This is a genomic window from Thermococcus gorgonarius (assembly GCF_002214385.1).
In the GTDB taxonomy this organism is placed as follows: Archaea; Methanobacteriota_B; Thermococci; order Thermococcales; family Thermococcaceae; genus Thermococcus; species Thermococcus gorgonarius.
In genome coordinates this window covers 430,120-447,022 of sequence record NZ_CP014855.1, presented here as the reverse complement: position 1 = coordinate 447,022, position 16,903 = coordinate 430,120, and the positions used below count along the sequence as shown (strand labels likewise).

16 protein-coding genes are annotated in these 16,903 nt (G+C 52.5%); 5 read left to right on the top strand and 11 right to left on the bottom strand.

Annotation, left to right across the window (positions count from 1 at the left end; all coding sequences use genetic code 11):
• Positions 1 to 26 precede the first annotated feature (26 nt).
• Positions 27 to 2,021: a 1,4-alpha-glucan branching protein gene (locus A3K92_RS02575; protein ID WP_088884783.1), complete on the bottom strand. Its 1,995-nt coding sequence runs from the start codon at positions 2,019 to 2,021 to the stop codon at positions 27 to 29.
• A gap of 153 nt (positions 2,022 to 2,174) precedes the next feature.
• Here A3K92_RS02575 and A3K92_RS02570 point away from each other — a divergent pair, with 153 nt between their 5' ends.
• The 4 genes from A3K92_RS02570 to A3K92_RS02555 are packed head-to-tail and all read left to right on the top strand — an operon-like array spanning position 2,175 to position 7,072.
• Positions 2,175 to 2,435 carry a hypothetical protein gene (locus A3K92_RS02570; protein WP_232460899.1) on the top strand — a complete coding sequence of 87 codons (261 nt, stop codon included), beginning with the start codon at positions 2,175 to 2,177 and terminating at the stop codon, positions 2,433 to 2,435.
• A gap of 48 nt (positions 2,436 to 2,483) precedes the next feature.
• A complete protein-coding gene (gene rqcH, locus A3K92_RS02565; protein ID WP_088884781.1) occupies positions 2,484 to 4,436 on the top strand; it encodes a ribosome rescue protein RqcH in 1,953 nt (650 codons plus the stop codon).
• Positions 4,437 to 4,440: 4 nt separating this feature from the next.
• On the top strand, positions 4,441 to 5,343 hold the full coding sequence (locus tag A3K92_RS02560) for a pantoate kinase (RefSeq protein WP_088884780.1): 903 nt from the start codon (positions 4,441 to 4,443) through the stop codon (positions 5,341 to 5,343).
• Between the two features lie 49 nt (positions 5,344 to 5,392).
• Positions 5,393 to 7,072, top strand: coding sequence for an ATP-dependent DNA ligase (locus A3K92_RS02555; protein WP_088886014.1), 1,680 nt, complete (start codon positions 5,393 to 5,395; stop codon positions 7,070 to 7,072).
• Here A3K92_RS02555 and A3K92_RS02550 read toward each other — a convergent pair.
• The 7 genes from A3K92_RS02550 to A3K92_RS09530 form a co-directional block, all read right to left on the bottom strand.
• The gene (locus tag A3K92_RS02550) at positions 7,056 to 7,541 is read right to left on the bottom strand and encodes a hypothetical protein (RefSeq protein ID WP_157722413.1); all 486 of its coding nucleotides are present in this window, start codon (positions 7,539 to 7,541) and stop codon (positions 7,056 to 7,058) included. The two genes, A3K92_RS02555 and A3K92_RS02550, sit on opposite strands and share 17 nt — an antisense overlap.
• A gap of 244 nt (positions 7,542 to 7,785) precedes the next feature.
• Entirely contained in the window at positions 7,786 to 9,732 is a 1,947-nt protein-coding gene (locus A3K92_RS02545) for a beta-CASP ribonuclease aCPSF1 (RefSeq protein WP_088884778.1), read from the bottom strand.
• A gap of 10 nt (positions 9,733 to 9,742) precedes the next feature.
• Positions 9,743 to 10,363, bottom strand: a complete 621-nt coding sequence (gene psmB / locus A3K92_RS02540) for an archaeal proteasome endopeptidase complex subunit beta (protein WP_088884777.1) — start codon at positions 10,361 to 10,363, stop codon at positions 9,743 to 9,745.
• Positions 10,364 to 10,453: 90 nt separating this feature from the next.
• On the bottom strand, positions 10,454 to 12,961 hold the full coding sequence (locus A3K92_RS02535) for a CDC48 family AAA ATPase (protein ID WP_088884776.1): 2,508 nt from the start codon (positions 12,959 to 12,961) through the stop codon (positions 10,454 to 10,456).
• Positions 12,962 to 13,025: 64 nt separating this feature from the next.
• Entirely contained in the window at positions 13,026 to 13,796 is a 771-nt protein-coding gene (locus tag A3K92_RS02530) for a hypothetical protein (RefSeq protein ID WP_088884775.1), read from the bottom strand.
• Between the two features lie 19 nt (positions 13,797 to 13,815).
• A complete protein-coding gene (locus A3K92_RS09535; protein WP_232460898.1) occupies positions 13,816 to 14,343 on the bottom strand; it encodes a hypothetical protein in 528 nt (175 codons plus the stop codon).
• Complete coding sequence (locus tag A3K92_RS09530; protein ID WP_232460897.1) at positions 14,318 to 14,797, bottom strand: hypothetical protein; 480 nt, start codon at positions 14,795 to 14,797, stop codon at positions 14,318 to 14,320. The genes A3K92_RS09535 and A3K92_RS09530 overlap by 26 nt, the downstream gene beginning before the upstream one ends.
• Positions 14,798 to 14,861: 64 nt before the next feature.
• On the opposite strand from A3K92_RS09530, the gene A3K92_RS02520 reads away from it, so the two are divergent.
• Positions 14,862 to 15,425, top strand: a complete 564-nt coding sequence (locus A3K92_RS02520) for a nitroreductase family protein (protein ID WP_088884774.1) — start codon at positions 14,862 to 14,864, stop codon at positions 15,423 to 15,425.
• On the opposite strand, the gene A3K92_RS02515 is transcribed toward A3K92_RS02520, so the two are convergent.
• From A3K92_RS02515 to A3K92_RS02505, 3 genes are read right to left on the bottom strand one after another with little or no spacing between them, the layout of a single operon-like run.
• Positions 15,412 to 15,864, bottom strand: coding sequence for a protein-tyrosine phosphatase family protein (locus tag A3K92_RS02515; RefSeq protein WP_088884773.1), 453 nt, complete (start codon positions 15,862 to 15,864; stop codon positions 15,412 to 15,414). The genes A3K92_RS02520 and A3K92_RS02515 overlap by 14 nt on opposite strands.
• Entirely contained in the window at positions 15,865 to 16,194 is a 330-nt protein-coding gene (gene metG, locus A3K92_RS02510; protein ID WP_088884772.1) for a methionine--tRNA ligase subunit beta, read from the bottom strand. It abuts the gene before it with no gap.
• Between the two features lie 35 nt (positions 16,195 to 16,229).
• Positions 16,230 to 16,901: a carbon-nitrogen hydrolase family protein gene (locus A3K92_RS02505; RefSeq protein WP_088884771.1), complete on the bottom strand. Its 672-nt coding sequence runs from the start codon at positions 16,899 to 16,901 to the stop codon at positions 16,230 to 16,232.
• Positions 16,902 to 16,903 lie beyond the last annotated feature (2 nt).

Sequence of the window (16,903 nt, the reverse complement as noted above, 5' to 3'; positions counted from 1 at the left end):
CGAAAAGGGTTTCGGAAAGAAAAATATCATTTAATCTGCTCGATGAACTTCCGGATCCTCTTCACTGAGATCCGGGTTTTTCTGGCGAGTTCTTCAGGATCAGCCTTTCTTAGGTCTTCAACGCTCTCAACGCCAGCTTTTCTGAGCTTTGCCAGCGTTTTTGGTCCGATTCCCTTTATCGATAGGAGGTCGCTCGCACCGTTTTTCCTTCTTTTTTCGGTCTTTTTTGATGGTTGCTTCCTGGCGACCTTCTTTTTCTTCTTAGACGATTTAACGGCCCTCTTTTTCTCTCTCTTTGATTTCACCATTTCAACGGCTATGGCAGTCGAGTAGGCCCTCTCTTTGGCCGGCTTTTCGGCCTTTCCCTCCTCCGGTGGAACCTCGGGCGGTTCAACGTACTCCTCAAGCTCCGGCGGGTTCTCGCTGACGTAGTGCTCCACTAACACTGGCTTAAAGGCGTTGTCGCGCTCTTCAAGCTCTTCGAGCAGTTTAGTATCGAACTCTCCCGTCTTCACGTACCTCACAAGCTCGTTAGCCAGCCTGTGGAAGTCCCTGCTGTGGATCAAAACTCTCCTCTTGCCGTACTCCTTTGCCTGGCCGGTGGTTATAAGGAACTGCCAGTCACTGGCCTCTAGGATCAAAAGCTCCCTTGCAAGCTGCTCGATGACCCGGTTGGTCAACCCGCCCTTGCCATAAAAGCGACTCGCTATCGCCACCATCCTGTCCTCGGCCCTGTAAACGTGCTCCCAGGTCCACTCGGTCTCCTCGTTCCACCACGTCGAGTGGTCAGCGTTTGCCCCCCACGAACCCTCGGGGAGCTCTATCTCGTGCCTCTCGCCGGAGTAGTTCTCAAGGAACCTTGAGAGCGTTGTTGTCTTTATGCCCTTTAGAGCCATAAGCTCCAGAACCCTGCCGAGCCATTTAACGCCCTCGAACCACCAGTGGCCGAAGAGTTCCGTGTCGTAGGGCGAGACGATTATGCCCTTCTCCCCGGTCTTTTCCTCGTACTCTCCCAGAAGCCTCTCCACCAGCGAGACAAAGTGCCTCGCGTGCTCTTCAACGCGTTCCATGGCCTTGTCCGGGTCATAGAACTCCTTTTCACCGATGTCAACGTCCTTGCTCGTTATCCTCCAGTACTGACCACCGCTCTTAGGCGCCTTTTTATGGAACTCCCTGTACCAGAAGTCACCGGGGTAGCCAAAGTGGGCGCTCCAGACCTGGTGGCCCGTCTCGCGGTTTCTGGCGAAGACGGCAACGTTCGAGCCCTTTATCCAGTAGGGCCTCAGTGTTGTCTTTTCCGTTTCCGCCAGGAGAACCTCACCATAGGCCTTGCTTGCCGGCCCCTCGTCTATGAGCTTGCTCTCCACGAAGAAGTACTCTATGCCGAACTCCTCGAGGAACTTCTCGATGCCCTGCCTCCTGACCTTCCTCCCGCCCGGTAGCTCCCACTCACCAGCTGGACGGTAGGCGCATTCAGGCAGCCATATTCCCTTCGGCCTTCTCCCGAAGTACTTCTCATAGGTGGCAACGCCATTGGCTATCTGGGCCCTTATTGCCTCGTCCCTTCCCAGGAGGGGCAGGTAGCCATGTGTCGCCGCGGAGGTTATTACCTCAACGTAGCCTTTATCTTGAAGTTCCCTAAGCTTCCCGAGTATGTCTCCGTTTATTGCCTTCCAGTAGCTGTAGACTTTCCTGAAGTAATTAAGCATGTAGGAAACGGCTTTTTTATCGTATTTGCCCGACTTCAGGTCTTCTTCCATGGCCCGAAGCTTTCTTTCCATGTATTTCTCAAACTCGGACTTCATGTAGTCATCCGCCAGCTGCTCCGCCAGCACGGGGGTTACGTTTATTACGAGACCGAACTGGACCCCTGAATCTACCAGACGTTCAAACTCCATTAGAAGTGGTACGTACGTTTCGCTTATTGCCTCAAAGACCCATTCCTCTCCAAAGGGCCATTTTCCGTGCTTTCTAACGTAGGGGATGTGAGTGTGGAGTACAAATGCAAAGTGCCCTCTCATTATATCACCTGCAGTGATTACACGTCCGAGTATTTAACGTTAGCGTGTCCCCACCTGCTCATTGGCTGAAAGATGTACATCGGACTTGAAAAGCAAACCGCTTTTAAGAGAGAGTACCGTATCATGAACGACTATCAAAAAATCAACCGGGTGATGGTCGTGGAGGTCTTAAAAAAGGAATCAGGTAGTGGACTCCTGGCCGGAATAGTGGGAATACTGCTGCTGGGAGAGATAATAGCGGTTCTAGGAATGCCAATAGATGATGCCGTAAAACTTGGAAAAGTCATTTTTGATATAGGTGTAGCGGGGGCACTGTGGGTCTTCCTGCAGGAGCTCTTTGAAGGAAACGGAAGCGATGTTTACAGGGCAGCCCTCGCGATAGCCACAGCGGTGCTAATAGCCTTTGCCTGGTAACGAAGGCAACTCTTTAAACCCCTTTTCTGACTCTTTTTCGGTGGGAAGATGAAAGAAGAAATGAGTTCCGTTGACATACGCTATGTTGTGAGGGAACTCCAGTGGCTGGTGGGCTCTCGCGTTGACAAGGTCTATCACGACGGGGACGAGATAAGGATAAAGCTCCGCACGAAGGAGGGGAGGGCCGACCTAATCCTTCAGGCAGGAAAAAGGTTCCACCTCACGAGCTACGTCAAGGAGGCACCAAAACAGCCCTCAAGCTTCACGATGCTCCTCAGGAAGTACCTTGGAGGGGGCTTCATAGACGCGATAGAGCAGCACCAGTTCGACAGGATCGTGAAGATAAGGGCTGGGGACTACACCCTCATCGGCGAACTCTTTAGGAGGGGCAACATCGTCCTCGTTGACTCGGAGAACAGGATAATCTCGGCCCTGCGCTATGAAGAATACAAGGACAGGGCCATAAAGCCCAACGCCGAGTACCACTTTCCGCCGGCGAGAGAGAACCCGCTGGAGGTTTCATTCGAGAGGTTTCTGGAGCTCATGAGGGAAGACGAAAACCTTGAGCTGGTCAGGGCTCTGGCCAGAAAGCTCAACATGGGTGGCCTCTATGCCGAGGAGATATCCATAAGGGCAGGCTTCGAGAAAACGACGCCCGTTAAGGAGCTGAGCGACGAGGACCTGAGGAAGGTCTACGAGGCTATGCTGGGCACTTTCAACGACGAGCCAAGGCCCAACATCGTCTTCAAGGACGGCAACATGCACGACGTCGTTCCAATAGAGCTCAGGGTCTACGAGGGGCTTGAGAAGAGGTACTTCAATACCTTCAGCGAGGCCCTCGATGAGTACTTTGGCAGGATAACGGTTGAAAAAGCCAGAATAGAGCAGACAAAGAAGCTCGAAGCCAAGAAGAGACAGCTCTTGATGACACTCAAAAAGCAGGAGGAAATGCTCAAGGGCTTTGAGAAGGCCATGAATGAGAACCAGGAGATAGGCGACCTAATCTACGCGAACTACTCTATGGTCGAGCGCCTCCTTGAGGAGTTCAGAAGGGCAACAGAAAAGCTCGGCTGGGAGGAGTTCAAGAAGAGAATCGAGGAGGGCAAGAAGGCTGGAAACAGGGTTGCCTTAATGGTGAAGGGAATTGATCCAAAGGAGAAGGCGGTAACGATTGAACTTGAGGGAAAAAAGGTGAAGCTTCACCTCGACAGAAGCCTCGGTGAGAATGCAGAGCTTTACTACGAGAATGCCAAAAAGTTCAGGCACAAGTACGAGGGTGCTTTGAAGGCCTACGAGGACACCAAGCGGAAGCTCGACGAGGTCGAGAAGTTGATAGAGGAAGAGATGAAGAAGGAACTGAACGTCAAGAAAATCGAGAGGAGGAAGAAGAAGTGGTTCGAGAAGTTCCGCTGGTTCGTTTCGAGCGAGGGCTTTCTGGTTTTAGCAGGTAAAGACGCGAGCACCAACGAGGTTCTCGTAAAGAAGCACATGACCGACAAGGACCTCTACTGTCATGCCGATGTCTACGGTGCTCCCCACGTCGTCATCAAAGACGGACAAAAAGCGGGAGAAAAGACAATCTTTGAAGCCTGCCAGTTCGCGGTTTCGATGAGCAGGGCGTGGAGTCAGGGCCTCTACTCGGCCGACACCTACTGGGCTTATCCGGAGCAGGTGACGAAACAGGCCCCGAGCGGGGAGTACCTTGGTAAAGGAGCGTTCATGGTCTACGGAAAGAGGAACTGGCTTCACGGACTGCCCCTGAAGCTGGCGGTTGGCGTTATAAACTATGAGGGCGAGGACTTAGTTGTCTGCGCGCCTGTAGATGCAATAAAAGCCCACACAAAGCGCTACATCGTCATAAGGCCCGGAAAGCTGAAGAAGGGCGAGCTCGTCAAAAAGATAAAGGCAATCCTCGAAAAGTGGGGCTACAAGGTGAGGGAAGAGGACCTCAACGCAATCCTTCCACCTGGAGGAGGAGAGATAGTCGAGGTGGTGGGGTGATCATATGCTGATCAGAGCCTTCGTTCCAGCCCATATAACGGCTTTCTTCGTGCCGGTCTTCCACGAGGATCCCCTCAAAGCCGGCTCCCTGGGGGCAGGGATTAACCTAGATAAAGGAACCAACGTCTTCGTAAGCATCGAAACGGGAACTCTGGAGAGGCACATCCATGTAGCCTTCAACGGCGAACCGGTGAAAAAGGATGATGCTATAATAAGCTATTCCGTGGCGGAAAGGCTGGTTCCCCACGATTTTGTCGGAGAGGTAGAGGTATGGCAGTACTTTGACTTTCCAAACGGCCACGGCTTTGGAAACAGTGCCGGCGGAGCCCTGGGGACAGCTCTGGCCTTAAGCTATTCTTTTGGGGGAACATGGTTAACGGCCGCTAAGTTAGCGCATGAAATGGAGGTAACCCATAAGGGTGGTCTCGGCGACGTCGTAGGCCAGCTCGCCGGTGGAATAGAGGTCAGGATCAAAGCCGGCGGTCCGGGAATAGGGGTTACCGACAACCTCTTTTTTGAGAACTACAAAGTGCTCGCGATCCCACTGGGCCCGCTCCGCACAAAGGACGTTCTTGATGGGGAGGTTATTGAAAAAATAAAAGGCGAAGGAAAGAAGGCCCTGGATGCACTTCTGAATGACCCGAGGCCCGAGAGGATGATGTTTTTGGCGAGAGATTTTGCAGAAAAAACGGGTCTCCTGGATGGGGAACTGCTTGAGATAGCCAGGGAACTTGACAGGGTTTTAAAGCTCCCCAGCTCGATGATCATGCTCGGAAAAGGTCTCTTCGCGCTGGTAAGGGAGGAGGAGATAGAAAAAGTCAGGGGGCTAATCTCTGACATGGGGATCAACTACACACTGGCCGATATCTACACCGAAAGGCCAAAGGTCGGGAGATGGATAGGCTAACCTTTTATTCTTTTTGAACATATTCTCTTCGGTGGGAAGTATGGGAGACATGCGCTATTCAGAACTGACTGAACTCTATAGACGGCTGGAGAAGACAACCCTCAAAACCCTCAAAACTAAGTTCGTTGCGGACTTCCTCAAGAAAACACCCGAGGATCTGATCGAGGTTGTTCCTTACCTGATCCTTGGCAAGGTCTTTCCTGACTGGGACGAAAGAGAACTGGGCGTCGGCGAAAAGCTCCTGATAAAGGCCGTCGCAATAGCAACTGGCGTTCCCGAGAGGGAAATCGAGAACTCGATAAAGGACACTGGCGATCTGGGGGAGAGCGTGGCCTTAGCTTTAAAGAAGAGGAAGCAGAAGAGCTTTTTCAGCCAGCCGTTAACGATAAAGCGAGTTTACGATACCTTTGTTAAAATCGCCGAAGCTCAGGGGGAGGGCAGTCAGGACAGAAAGATGAAGTACCTCGCAAACCTTTTCATGGATGCCGCGCCGGAGGAGGGGAAGTACATAGCGAGAACCGTCCTCGGAACGATGAGAACCGGCGTCGCCGAGGGGATCTTGAGGGATGCGATAGCAGAGGCATTCAAGGTCAAGCCCGAGCTCGTTGAGAGGGCCTACATGCTGACGAGCGATTTTGGCTACGTTGCAAAGATTGCAAAGCTGGAAGGCAACGAGGGACTTTCAAAGGTCGAGATTCAGGTTGGAAAACCCATAAGGCCGATGCTGGCCCAGAACGCTGCCAGTGTTAAGGACGCCCTTCTGGAGATGGGTGGCGAGGCGGCCTTTGAGATAAAGTACGACGGCGCCAGAGTTCAGATCCACAAGGACGGAGACAAAGTGACAGTCTATTCAAGAAGGCTTGAGAACGTTACCAGGTCGATTCCGGAAGTGGTTGAGGCAATAAGAAACTCCCTAAAACCAGAGCGTGCCATAGTGGAGGGCGAACTGGTCGCCGTCGGAGAGGGAGGAAGGCCGAGGCCATTCCAGTACGTGCTAAGGCGCTTTAGGAGGAAGTACAACATCGAAGAGATGGTCGAGAAAATTCCCCTTGAGCTGAACCTCTTCGACGTCATGTTCATCGACGGGGAGAGCTTAATAGAGACCAAGTTCATTGAGAGGAGGAAAAAACTCGAGGAAATTGTCAAAACGAGTGAGAAGATAAAGCTGGCAGAACAGCTGATAACAAAAAATGTCGAGGAAGCTGAGGCATTCTACAAAAGAGCCCTCGAGCTCGGTCATGAGGGTCTAATGGCCAAGAGACTGGATTCAATTTACGAGCCCGGAAACCGCGGAAAGAAGTGGCTGAAGATCAAACCTACCATGGAGAACCTCGACCTGGTTATAATAGGTGCAGAATGGGGCGAGGGAAGGAGAGCCCATCTTCTCGGTTCATTCCTCGTGGCTGCCTACGATCCTAACAGCGGAGAATTCGTCCCGGTCGGAAAGGTCGGGAGCGGCTTCACCGATGAGGACTTAGTCGAGTTCACCAAGATGCTGAAGCCACTCATAGTCAGGGAAGAAGGCAAGTTCGTCGAAATCGAGCCCAAAGTGGTCATAGAAGTAACCTACCAGGAAATACAGAAAAGTCCGAAGTACAAGAGCGGCTTCGCACTGAGGTTCCCGCGCTACGTTGCTTTGAGAGAAGATAAAAGCCCGGAGGAGGCCGACACTATAGAGAGAGTTGCCCAGCTTTACGAACTTCAAGAAAAGTTCAAGGCGAAGAAGTGAACCACTTGGGGAGGTGTATCCCTATTCTCTCTTCTTCCATGTAGATAACTGCCTTCTCGCCAACTTTCTTGACGGCTAGGACAGCAGGCAGATAAGATGCAAGACCCAGAATGCAGGCGGCTTTGAAGTAAACCTCGGAAATTCCGCCCAGATAGAGAAGCCCCGGAATGTCGTAAAGGGAGTGGAGTACGGAGGCCAGTAGATAGCCCCACATCTTCCCCTCGACCAGCAGAACGGTGAGGGCTATGAAGGTCCAGGCGACGTGGAGGAAAAGAACAATTAACCTCACGGGAATGAGCACCCAAACACCCATAATGGCAATCTGAAAGATATAAAAAACCGCCTCAAGGAGCCCGAAAAAGAGAGACGCACTTACCGTTTTCTTCCAGTCCCTCCATCCCCCCTCGGGGCGGACTCTAAGGGGAAGAAGCTTAGAGCCCTCTTCAATGAGACCCACAAACATACCCATTAAAACCACACCCAGCCGCGGGTTTATCTGAAAAATCTGGAAGAGGGGGATCTCCAACAGACCCGCCACCAAAAGGGCAAGAAGTCCGTAAAGAAAGCCCTTAAGCTTCCAAGGATACTTTCCAGTTTCCCGCCAGGCCTTCAGTATCCACAAAATCGAATAGGAAACAAAGAGAAAAGAAGCCGCCGAAAAGGGAAAAACGTACCAGTGAAGAAATTCCGAGGGAGGTTCCACAGAAGACCCCTCACTTGAGTCTTATGGCGTCGAGGTTGTTGGGAGCCCTCGTCGGGAGACTGAACTTCTTATGTATGCTGGAGGCCAGGTCAAGGCACTTGTGGGCCTCACCGTGGACGGTGATAATGCGCTCAGGTCTGGGTCTGAGCCTGGCAACGTAGCTCATGAGCTCCCTTCTGTCTGCGTGACCTGAAAAGCCATCTATTGTATGGACTTCCATCTTCACCGGGACAACTTCAGTCCTTCCGTCCTCACCAACGAGAGGTATCTCCCTCAATCCTCTCTGAACCTGCCTTCCAAGGGTTCCTTCGGCCTGATAGCTGACGAAGATTATGCTGTTCTTTGGATCAGGGGCAAGCTGCTTAAAGTATTCAACGCTCGGACCGCCTACCAGCATACCGGAGGTGGCGATAATTATGGCCGGCTCGCCACTGTCTATGATGTCCTGCCTTTCCCTGCTGTTGGCAACGTTCTTGAAGATTGGGTTGAGGAACGGGTTGTAACCCTCGTGGAAGATCTGCTCCCTGAGTCTCTTGCTGAGGTACTCAGGATAAGCTGTGTGGATTGCCGTTGCCTCCCAGATCATGCCGTCGAGGTATATCGGTACCTCAAGGCCTCCTATTCTGGCGTATTCCTCGAGAACCATCATTATCTCCTGGGCCCTACCAACTGCCATAGCAGGAATAAGAACCTTACCGCCCCTCTTTATCGTGTGGTGTATGACCTCTATAAGCCTCTTCTCGGCCTCTTCCCTCGGCATCTGATAGTCATTGCTTCCTCCGTAGGTGGACTCCATAATGAGGGTCTCCAGCCTCGGGAACCTGCTTACCGCCGGCTCAAAGAGTCTGGTCGGAATGAACTTGAAGTCGCCAGTTACCGCAATGTTGTGGAGGCCGTTTCCTATGTGAAGGTGGACTATGGCCGAACCAAGGATGTGGCCCGCGTTGTGGAGGGTCAGCCTTATGTCGGGAGCTATGTCCCTTACCTCACCGTAGTCGAGGGTTATGGTGTGCTTTATGACTTCCTTGATGTCCCTGGGCCTGTAAAGCGGTTCGACGCCGTTCATGTGCTGGATCTCTATGAAGTCCTGCTGGAGAAGGGTCATCAGATCCCTCGTTGGTGGCGTTGTGTAGATTGGCCCATCGAAGAGCTTGTAGCGGAAGAGGTACGGCAGCATGCCGCTGTGATCGAGGTGGGCGTGGGTGATGATTATGGCGTCGAGGAGGCCCTCATCCAGGACATAGCGGAACTCGGGAGCGTCGAAGTGTGGGAATGCCTTGGTGGGATCTTTAAGCGCGGCAATGTTAACGCCAAAGTCAACAAGAACGTAGCTCTCATCAGTCTGAACTAGAAGGGCACTCCTTCCGACCTCACGGAAGCCGCCGAGGCCGGTAACTCTAATCCATCTGCTCTTGTATTCGGGCTTGCGGTATATGTTCCTGCCCACCTGCCTGAGGAACTTCCTCCTGTCCTTGGCCTCGGACTGGAGTATTTGCCTAATGGAGTATATCGTCTGGCTTTGAATTGGCGGAGTCCTGACCGCTTTGGGAGCCCAGTAGACCTTCTGAGTTATCAACCTGAGGGTCTCACCGTTCTTTCCGATGACAAGACCGGGTTTCCTGGCTTCAATTATGACCTCACCAACCGATGGGTCAAAGCTTATGTTGGTTATCTCTGCCTCCGGCGGGACTATCTGCTTTATCATCTCCTCCGCCTTTTCCGGAGGGAGCAGTATGTCTGGATCCGGGCGAACACTTATCCTCTTTTTAAGCACCTTTGCCAGATTCCTGATAAGATCCCCATCCTTCATTATGGCCTCGGGGTTCTTTACGTAAATAACGAGCTCAGGCCCTTCAAACTCCACCTCAGTTACCTTGGCCTCCTTGGGAACCATCTGCTCAATGACGGCCCTGATGTCCTTCAGTATGTCCTCGACGTACGTTTCCCTCCTGATCAACACTACCACCTCACTTAAGAAGGGTCTTTATTTCGTCATCTCCAAGCTCGCGATAGCCTTCCTTTGTTACAACCACGAGGGTAATTCCCTCCCCGGTGTAAACGTCCCTCTTGATGGCCGCGTTAACGGCCTTTGCAGCAAGCCTCATCCCATCCTCAAGGGAAAGCCCCTCGGAGAACTCGTTTTCCAGAATAGCGAGGGCGAACTCCATTCCAGAACCAGCGGCTATAAACTTCTCCTCGGTAACGCCGCCCGCGGCATCTATGGAGTAGAGCCTCGGCTTGGAGTCGTAGCCGCCAACGAGAAACCAGGCAAAGTAGCCGTAGCCCCTTCCACCGTGGAGAATGTTGGCCATTAGAGTTGCCAGAGCCTTAACACTCATCTCCCTGCCCACTTTTGCCCGGTAGAGTTTTGCCTCTGCCCTCAGAAGCCTGACCATACTCAGAATGTCTCCAACGAGTCCAGCACCCGCTATCGCCAGATGGTCGTCTATCTGGAAGATCTTTGTGACTTCCTTCGACGTTACCATGTTCCCCATTGTGGCCCTCTTGTCAGCGGCTAGGATAACCCCCTCCTTACACACCAAACCAACTGTTGTGGTGCCTTTCGCAGCGCTTAAACTTTCGTTCAACTCTGACACCCCTTGTAATCTGTAGAACAGAAAAATTCCGACAACCCCACCTTGGGCAGAGGGTATTTAAACTTTTCGAAAAGGAAAGAGTCAGAAGGTGTAGTAGTCCGGAGACCTCTCAGTATTACCGACGACTTTCTTGCGACTCTCCTCAAAGTTCTTGTAGTATTCGATCATGTAGGGCGTTATGCTCGGCTTGACCCTCTTTAGAGCTTCCTCAAAGTCTCTCCTAGTAACCTTCAGCTTTTCGAGGAACTCCTCTTCGCCGGGCTCGGCACCGGGGATACTCCTAACTATCCGCCTGAGCGCAGTCAATGCCGCTTCCCTCACCAGAGCCTCCAGATCGGCACCGGAGTAGCCCTGGGTTCTCTTTGCGATGTCCTTTAGATCAACGTCACCTGCCAGAGGCACCCTCCTCGTGTGAACCTTGAGTATCTCCAGCCTCGCTTTCTCGTCCGGCGCTGGAACGAGGATGAGTCTGTCAAACCTTCCAGGCCTGAGCAGGGCTGGATCAATGATGTCCGGCCTGTTGGTAGCACCTATGACAACCACGCCGCTGTTCTTGTCAATACCGTCCATCTCCGTCAGGAGTTGGTTTATCAGGGTGTCGAGGTATCTTCCTCCCTCATGGCTTCCCCTGGCCGGGGCTATTGCGTCAATCTCGTCAATGAAGATTACCGTCGGTGCTGCCTGGCGAGCCTTTCTGAAGATTTCCCTGATCCTCTTCTCGGTTTCACCGACCCACTTGCTGAGCACTTCTGGGCCCCTTATGGCTATGAAGTTGGCCTCGCTCTCCGTCGCCACGGCCTTGGCAAGGAGGGTCTTACCCGTTCCGGGCGGGCCGTAGAGGAGGATTCCCTTCGGGGGATCTATGCCAAGCCGCTCAAAGGCCCGTGGATACTTGAGTGGCCACTCCACCGCTTCCCTAAGCTGCTGTTTTACGTCCTCCAGCCCGCCGATGTCGTCCCAGTGAACGTTCGGAACCTCAAGCAGAACCTCCCTGAGAGCCGAAGGCTCGACCATCTTCAGCGCCTCATAGAAGTCCTCCTCCCTAACGCGTAGCTCCTGGAGGACTTCCGGCGGTATTCTCTCCTGCTCCGGACTTATCTTCCCCTCTTCAATGAGCCTCCTCAGAACGACCATAGCTGCTTCTCTTGCGAGAGCTGCCAAATCCGCACCGACAAAGCCGTGAGTCTTCTCAGCGATCCTCTCAAGCATTTTGTCTATGAGCTTCGCCTTAACCTCTGAGTATATCTCGCCGTACTCCTGCAGGATGCGCTTTATCTCCTCACTGCTTCCTGCCCTCTCTATCTGGAGCTTCAGTCTCATTAAAACTTCAGGCTCAAGCACCCTACTTCCAACCTCATCGAGAGCCTTAAGCACTTCTTCCTTCTCAAAGGAAGGTTCCAGAGGCATTCCTCTGGTGTGGATCTGGAGTATCTCCTTCCTTCCCTGCTTGTCGGGAACGCCAACCTCAATCTCCCTGTCAAACCTTCCAGGCCTCCTCAGGGCCGGGTCAATGGCATCCGGCCTGTTGGTCGCGGCTATGACTATAACCTTTCCACGACTCTTCAAACCGTCCATTAACGTCAGCAACTGGCTGACAACCCTCTTCTCAACCTCTCCGACAACTTCTTCCCTCTTTGGTGCAATGCTGTCAATCTCGTCTATGAAGATTATGCTCGGAGCGTTCTCCTCAGCCTCCTTGAAGACCTCCCTAAGCCTCTCCTCGCTCTCGCCGTAGAACTTGCTCATTATCTCTGGACCATTGATGGCTATGAAGTGGGCGTTCGCCTCGTTGGCAACGGCCTTGGCAAGGAGGGTCTTACCGGTTCCGGGCGGACCGTAGAGGAGAACACCCTTCGGCGGCTCAATGCCCAGTCTTTCAAAGAGTTCTGGATGCTTGAGCGGGAGCTCTACCATCTCGCGGATCTTCTGTATGGCATCGCTCAAACCGCCTATGTCCTCGTAGGTAACCTCTGGAATCGCTTCCTCACGAACCTCAACTGCCTGCGGAAGAACCTCGACCTCGGTGTTGTAGGTTATCTGGACTATCCCCTTTGGAACAGTGTTAACGACGACGAACTTGAGCTCTCCAAAAGCTAGGGGCATACTCTCAAATAGACCCCTTATGAGGTCGTCCAGGGGAGAACCACCGTAGTAACCCGTCTCTCCCCTGCTGCTCGCGACAACTATATCACCTTTTACAACGGGCCTTCCAAGGAGGTTCTGCTTCACGAGATCTCCGGGGATCTGGAGGATTACCCCCTTCTGTGCGGGGGCGAGGACTACCTTCTTTGCCTCCTGAACATGGGCCTTTCTGACCGTAACGTAGTCGCCGATGCTTACTCCCGCGTTCTTTCTGATATAACCGTCCATCCTTATTATGTCCAGCCCCCTGTCGTCTGGATGAGCGTTCGCAACTATCGCAGCCGTTGAACGAGAGCCGATAAGTTCAACTATGTCACCAGCTGAGACGCCGAGCTTCCTCTGGTAAGGCTTGTCAAACCTGACTATTCCCCGGCCAACATCAACCTTAAGGGCCTCAGCAACCCTCAACTTTATTTCATCAACGGGTTCTTCGCGCCCGAATATCAATGCCAGCACCTCCAGCCTTTTCTCTCCACGTTCAGAAACTATGTTTTAGGGTTAAAATACCTTGCTACTGCCTCCCGAGTTTGGACTTTCTCCTCTGTCTCTCAAGTGCTTCTTCGAGGGTTATGTTTCCAAGGGCAACTTCTCTAGCCAGGTCTGATGAAATGGTGATATTTCCACTGAGCTCGCGGCTTCTTCTCTTTATATCGTCAATTTCTCTCTTCGTTGGCTCCTTTAAGTCCAGAAGCTCCCGTATGCTAACCTCCCTACCGTGCCTCAGACCGATGTTTATCGAGGCCACTATATCCTGAACACCCTTTGATTCAGTATCACCAACTCTGGGGGTTGTCCTTGACTCGTTGACGAGTATTAGACGGTAGTCGTAGCCCAGATACTGTCCAAGAGCTTTTAGCATAAGAACCCTCTGCCTTTTGGCTCCATGGCCAATTTTTATCCTGGCTCCGGGGTACTTTTCCAGAAGTTCAAGGATAGGTTCCACGTCCTTGGGCCCCTTAAGCCTGCGGACTTCAAGAACCCTGTTATCGGCTATTACGCTCAATCCGGGCCTTTCACCCGGGTCTATAGCTATGTAAACCTTATTAAATCTCTCCCTTCCCTCGAGGACGGCCAAAAGTTCGTCTATGAAATCCTCTTTAATGAGGATCTTAACCGGAAAGTCAATCTGTTTGAAAGTACTCTCGTCAACGAGAACGACCTCAACGTCAAAAGGGATCTTATCTCCCGGCATTAAACTGTGAAAGCTTATCCCGTACTTTTTCAGGGTTTTTACGGCTTGATAATACGCCCGGGCATCTCTGGTTATAACCGCAACCCTCATGGTTGGAAGGTAAAGACTCTTAGTCTAAAAATCTTCCGCAAAATCCTGAAACTTTTTTCGCTCTCAATCCTAAATAATTTCTCTCAAATGCCTCTCCCGGCCTTGAAAGCCCCTCTCCCTGTCCACGAATTTTTGCATTATCATGTAAACTTTCCAATTCTCTCAGGATAGTCAGAGTAGAGGGCCAAGACAGCGATGGAGTCGTTTCCGTGTTGGTGTCTCCCACCGAAATTATTCTCTCACCTTCAACTTTGTAGCCAGTTATTATTCCCCCGTTCTCGGCCTGCATAGAAGAGATCACGTTAAGACAGCTTGAATAGACGTTTCTGCCCTCTTTGGGCTTTCCAAGAGCACGGTAAAGGTATACGAACAGAGCGCACTTGTAGGTCTGATACGTTCCATCAAAGGCTCTATCCCGGAAGCCGTTTCCGTCCCACATCCCAAGAAGCCTGGAATACAACTCAAGAGCACCACTCCTGTTGCCAGTTATGAGCTCGCTTAAAGCCCCGTAAACCAGGAGGTCAGCGTAGGATTCCCAGTCGCTCATCCTGCATGAGGTGTTGGTTATTTCGTATTTTATCTCGAACGTTGCGTTGAACGTCCTGGAGTAAACCCTGCCAAGATTTTGGGTCTCGGGGGCAGTAAAATCCCGTGATGGGCCTCCCGAGGAGGGGATCCACCTTCCCGCTCCAGCCCCCTGAATAGTTGGCGTTGAAGTTCTCAAGGACGCGCCTCCCAATCGGGGAGCCGAGGGCAACGAGGGCGTGCGAGGCTAAGAGGTTGTCGTTCGCTACGTAAATCGTCTCGTTGTCCGGATGGGCTTTAACGGCTGCCCTGAGAAGTCCTGCCTCGGGAACGTACTGTGATTCGAGGAAGGAGCGTAGCGTTGAGGAATTCAAGGGATACTCCAGTGAGGTTTTGGGAGTGCTCTTCCCGTGCCACACCAAAAACCCCACAACTAGCAGGACGATGAACACAGAGGACAGGGGATACCTCCTCATCGAAGTGAGTTCTCAAGAACCGTAAAAGCCTTTTGGAGAAAAACCAACTTTCTACGGTGGTGGCATGCGCGTTCTCGAATTAGCCAAGAGGCGGAAGACCGTGAGGAAGTTCCTCCCAGACAGACCTCCAAAGGAGGACATCCTGAAGGCGATTAAAGCTGCGAAAGAAGCCCCTTCGGGTATGAATGCCCAGCCCTGGAGGTTCGTGGTAATCAATGATGAGTGGCTTAAGGGTAAGATAAGGGAGCTCTGCGAGGCCGAGGAGAAGAAGTTCTACTCAAGGACTAAGGGCGACCTGATGGCCTGGCTGAACGCCAAGGGCTTCAAGCCGGAGAAGCCATTTCTGAGCGAGGCGCCCTACCTAATCCTCGTTTTTGGACACACCAAAGCTCCTTACTGGCTCCAGTCAACATGGATAGCCGTTGGCTACCTGCTTCTTGCCCTTGAAGAGCTCGGCCTTGGGACGGTCACTTACACGCCGCCGAACCCAAAACCAGTTGAGGAGCTGCTGAAAACTCCTCCTGAGTACAAGCTCCAGACGATTCTGCCGGTTGGTTATCCAGCCGATCCAAAGCCGAAGTACGAGAGGAAGAGGCTGGAGGAGGTTGTTAGCTTCAACGGCTTCTGAGGAACCCCTTCAGTTCCCCCAAAACCTCCATCTGCTCGTAGGTCTCGACGGCACCTGGCCTCAGCGAGCGAACCCGTCTCAGCGCTTCCCTGAGCGGGAGTCCCTTCGAGTATATGAGCCAGGCAACCGCGACAGTCCCGCTCCTGCCGAGGCCGCCCATGCAATGGATTAAGACCCTCTTTCCCTCATGAACCCTGGCATCGATCCAGCGGAGGATTTCAAGGAGCTGCTCAAGGCTCGGAGCGGTGAAATCTGGAATGGGGCTGTGGAGAACTTCAACTCCCCTCTTCTCCCATTCTTCGAGCGAGTATGGTAGTTCATAGTCTTCTACTAGGACAACGATAGTGTCGAAGTCCCTCGCCACCTCGTCGAGCTCTCCCTCTGTTGGCATCCTTGAAAAGGCTACGCTCTCGTCAACGAACCTCGCCGAGGGCCACATTCACCACACCCTCGTTCCGACTGGAACCTCTTCCGGAACCGGGAGGAGGTAAACCTTTCCGTCCTCTGTCTCCGCGACGATAAGCATTCCCCTGCTCTCGACGCCGGAGAGCTTTTTGGGCTTTAAGTTGAGGACGAAGACGAACTTCTTCCCTTCAAGGTTCTCCGGCGAATACTGGTCGGCTATTCCGGTGATTATCGTCCTCTCCTCGCTCCCGAAGTCGACCTCAAGCTTAATGAGCTTCCTCGTCCTCTTCAGCTTCTCGGCCTTCTTCACGAGGCCAACGCGCATGTCAAACTTCCAGAACTCATCAACGTCGTAGAGCTCCATCGAACCCACCGGGGACAGTTATGCGGCAATGTATTTTAGGGTTGTCCCTCCCAGAGGAGGGTTTTGTCACCCTCTGCCGAGGCGAGAAGGGTTCCATCGGCGTCGAAGACCCATGCACCGCCCGGTGGATAGCTGTTCACGATGAAGGCTTTAGCGCCGAGGAGCTTAACTCGCTCGGCCATTGCTTCAACGTCTTCCTCGTTCGGCTGACCGTAGTCGGGCGAGTACTCCATCGGCACGAAGAGGTAGTCAGGCCTTTTCCTCCTCACCCACTTCAAAATACGCTTGTTGTAGAGGTCGCCGCAGATGATTATCGCAACTTTTCCGTACTCCGTCCGAGCTGTCCTCACCGTGTTGCTGGTGCAGAACTTGTAAGGTTCCTGGAACTTTCTGTGTTTTAGGAGAACCTCGCCGTTTCTGCTGATTAAAAGGGCCGAGTTGTAGACGCAGTTTTTGTAGGGTTCTAAAAGGCCAAAGACGACGTAAACGCCGTTTTTCCTTACCAGCGAGCTTACCCTTTTGACAATTTCATCGTAAAGCTCCGCCCCGCTGAAGTCCCACTCCTCGAAGCCCGTCAAGCAGTACTCGGGGAAGACCAAGAAGTCAGGGTTATACGCTAAGACATCGTCGAATCGCTTCTTGAACTCAGCCCAGTTTGTGTTGAAGTCCCCGGTTTTGACGCGCATTGGGATTAAGGCGACTCTCATTA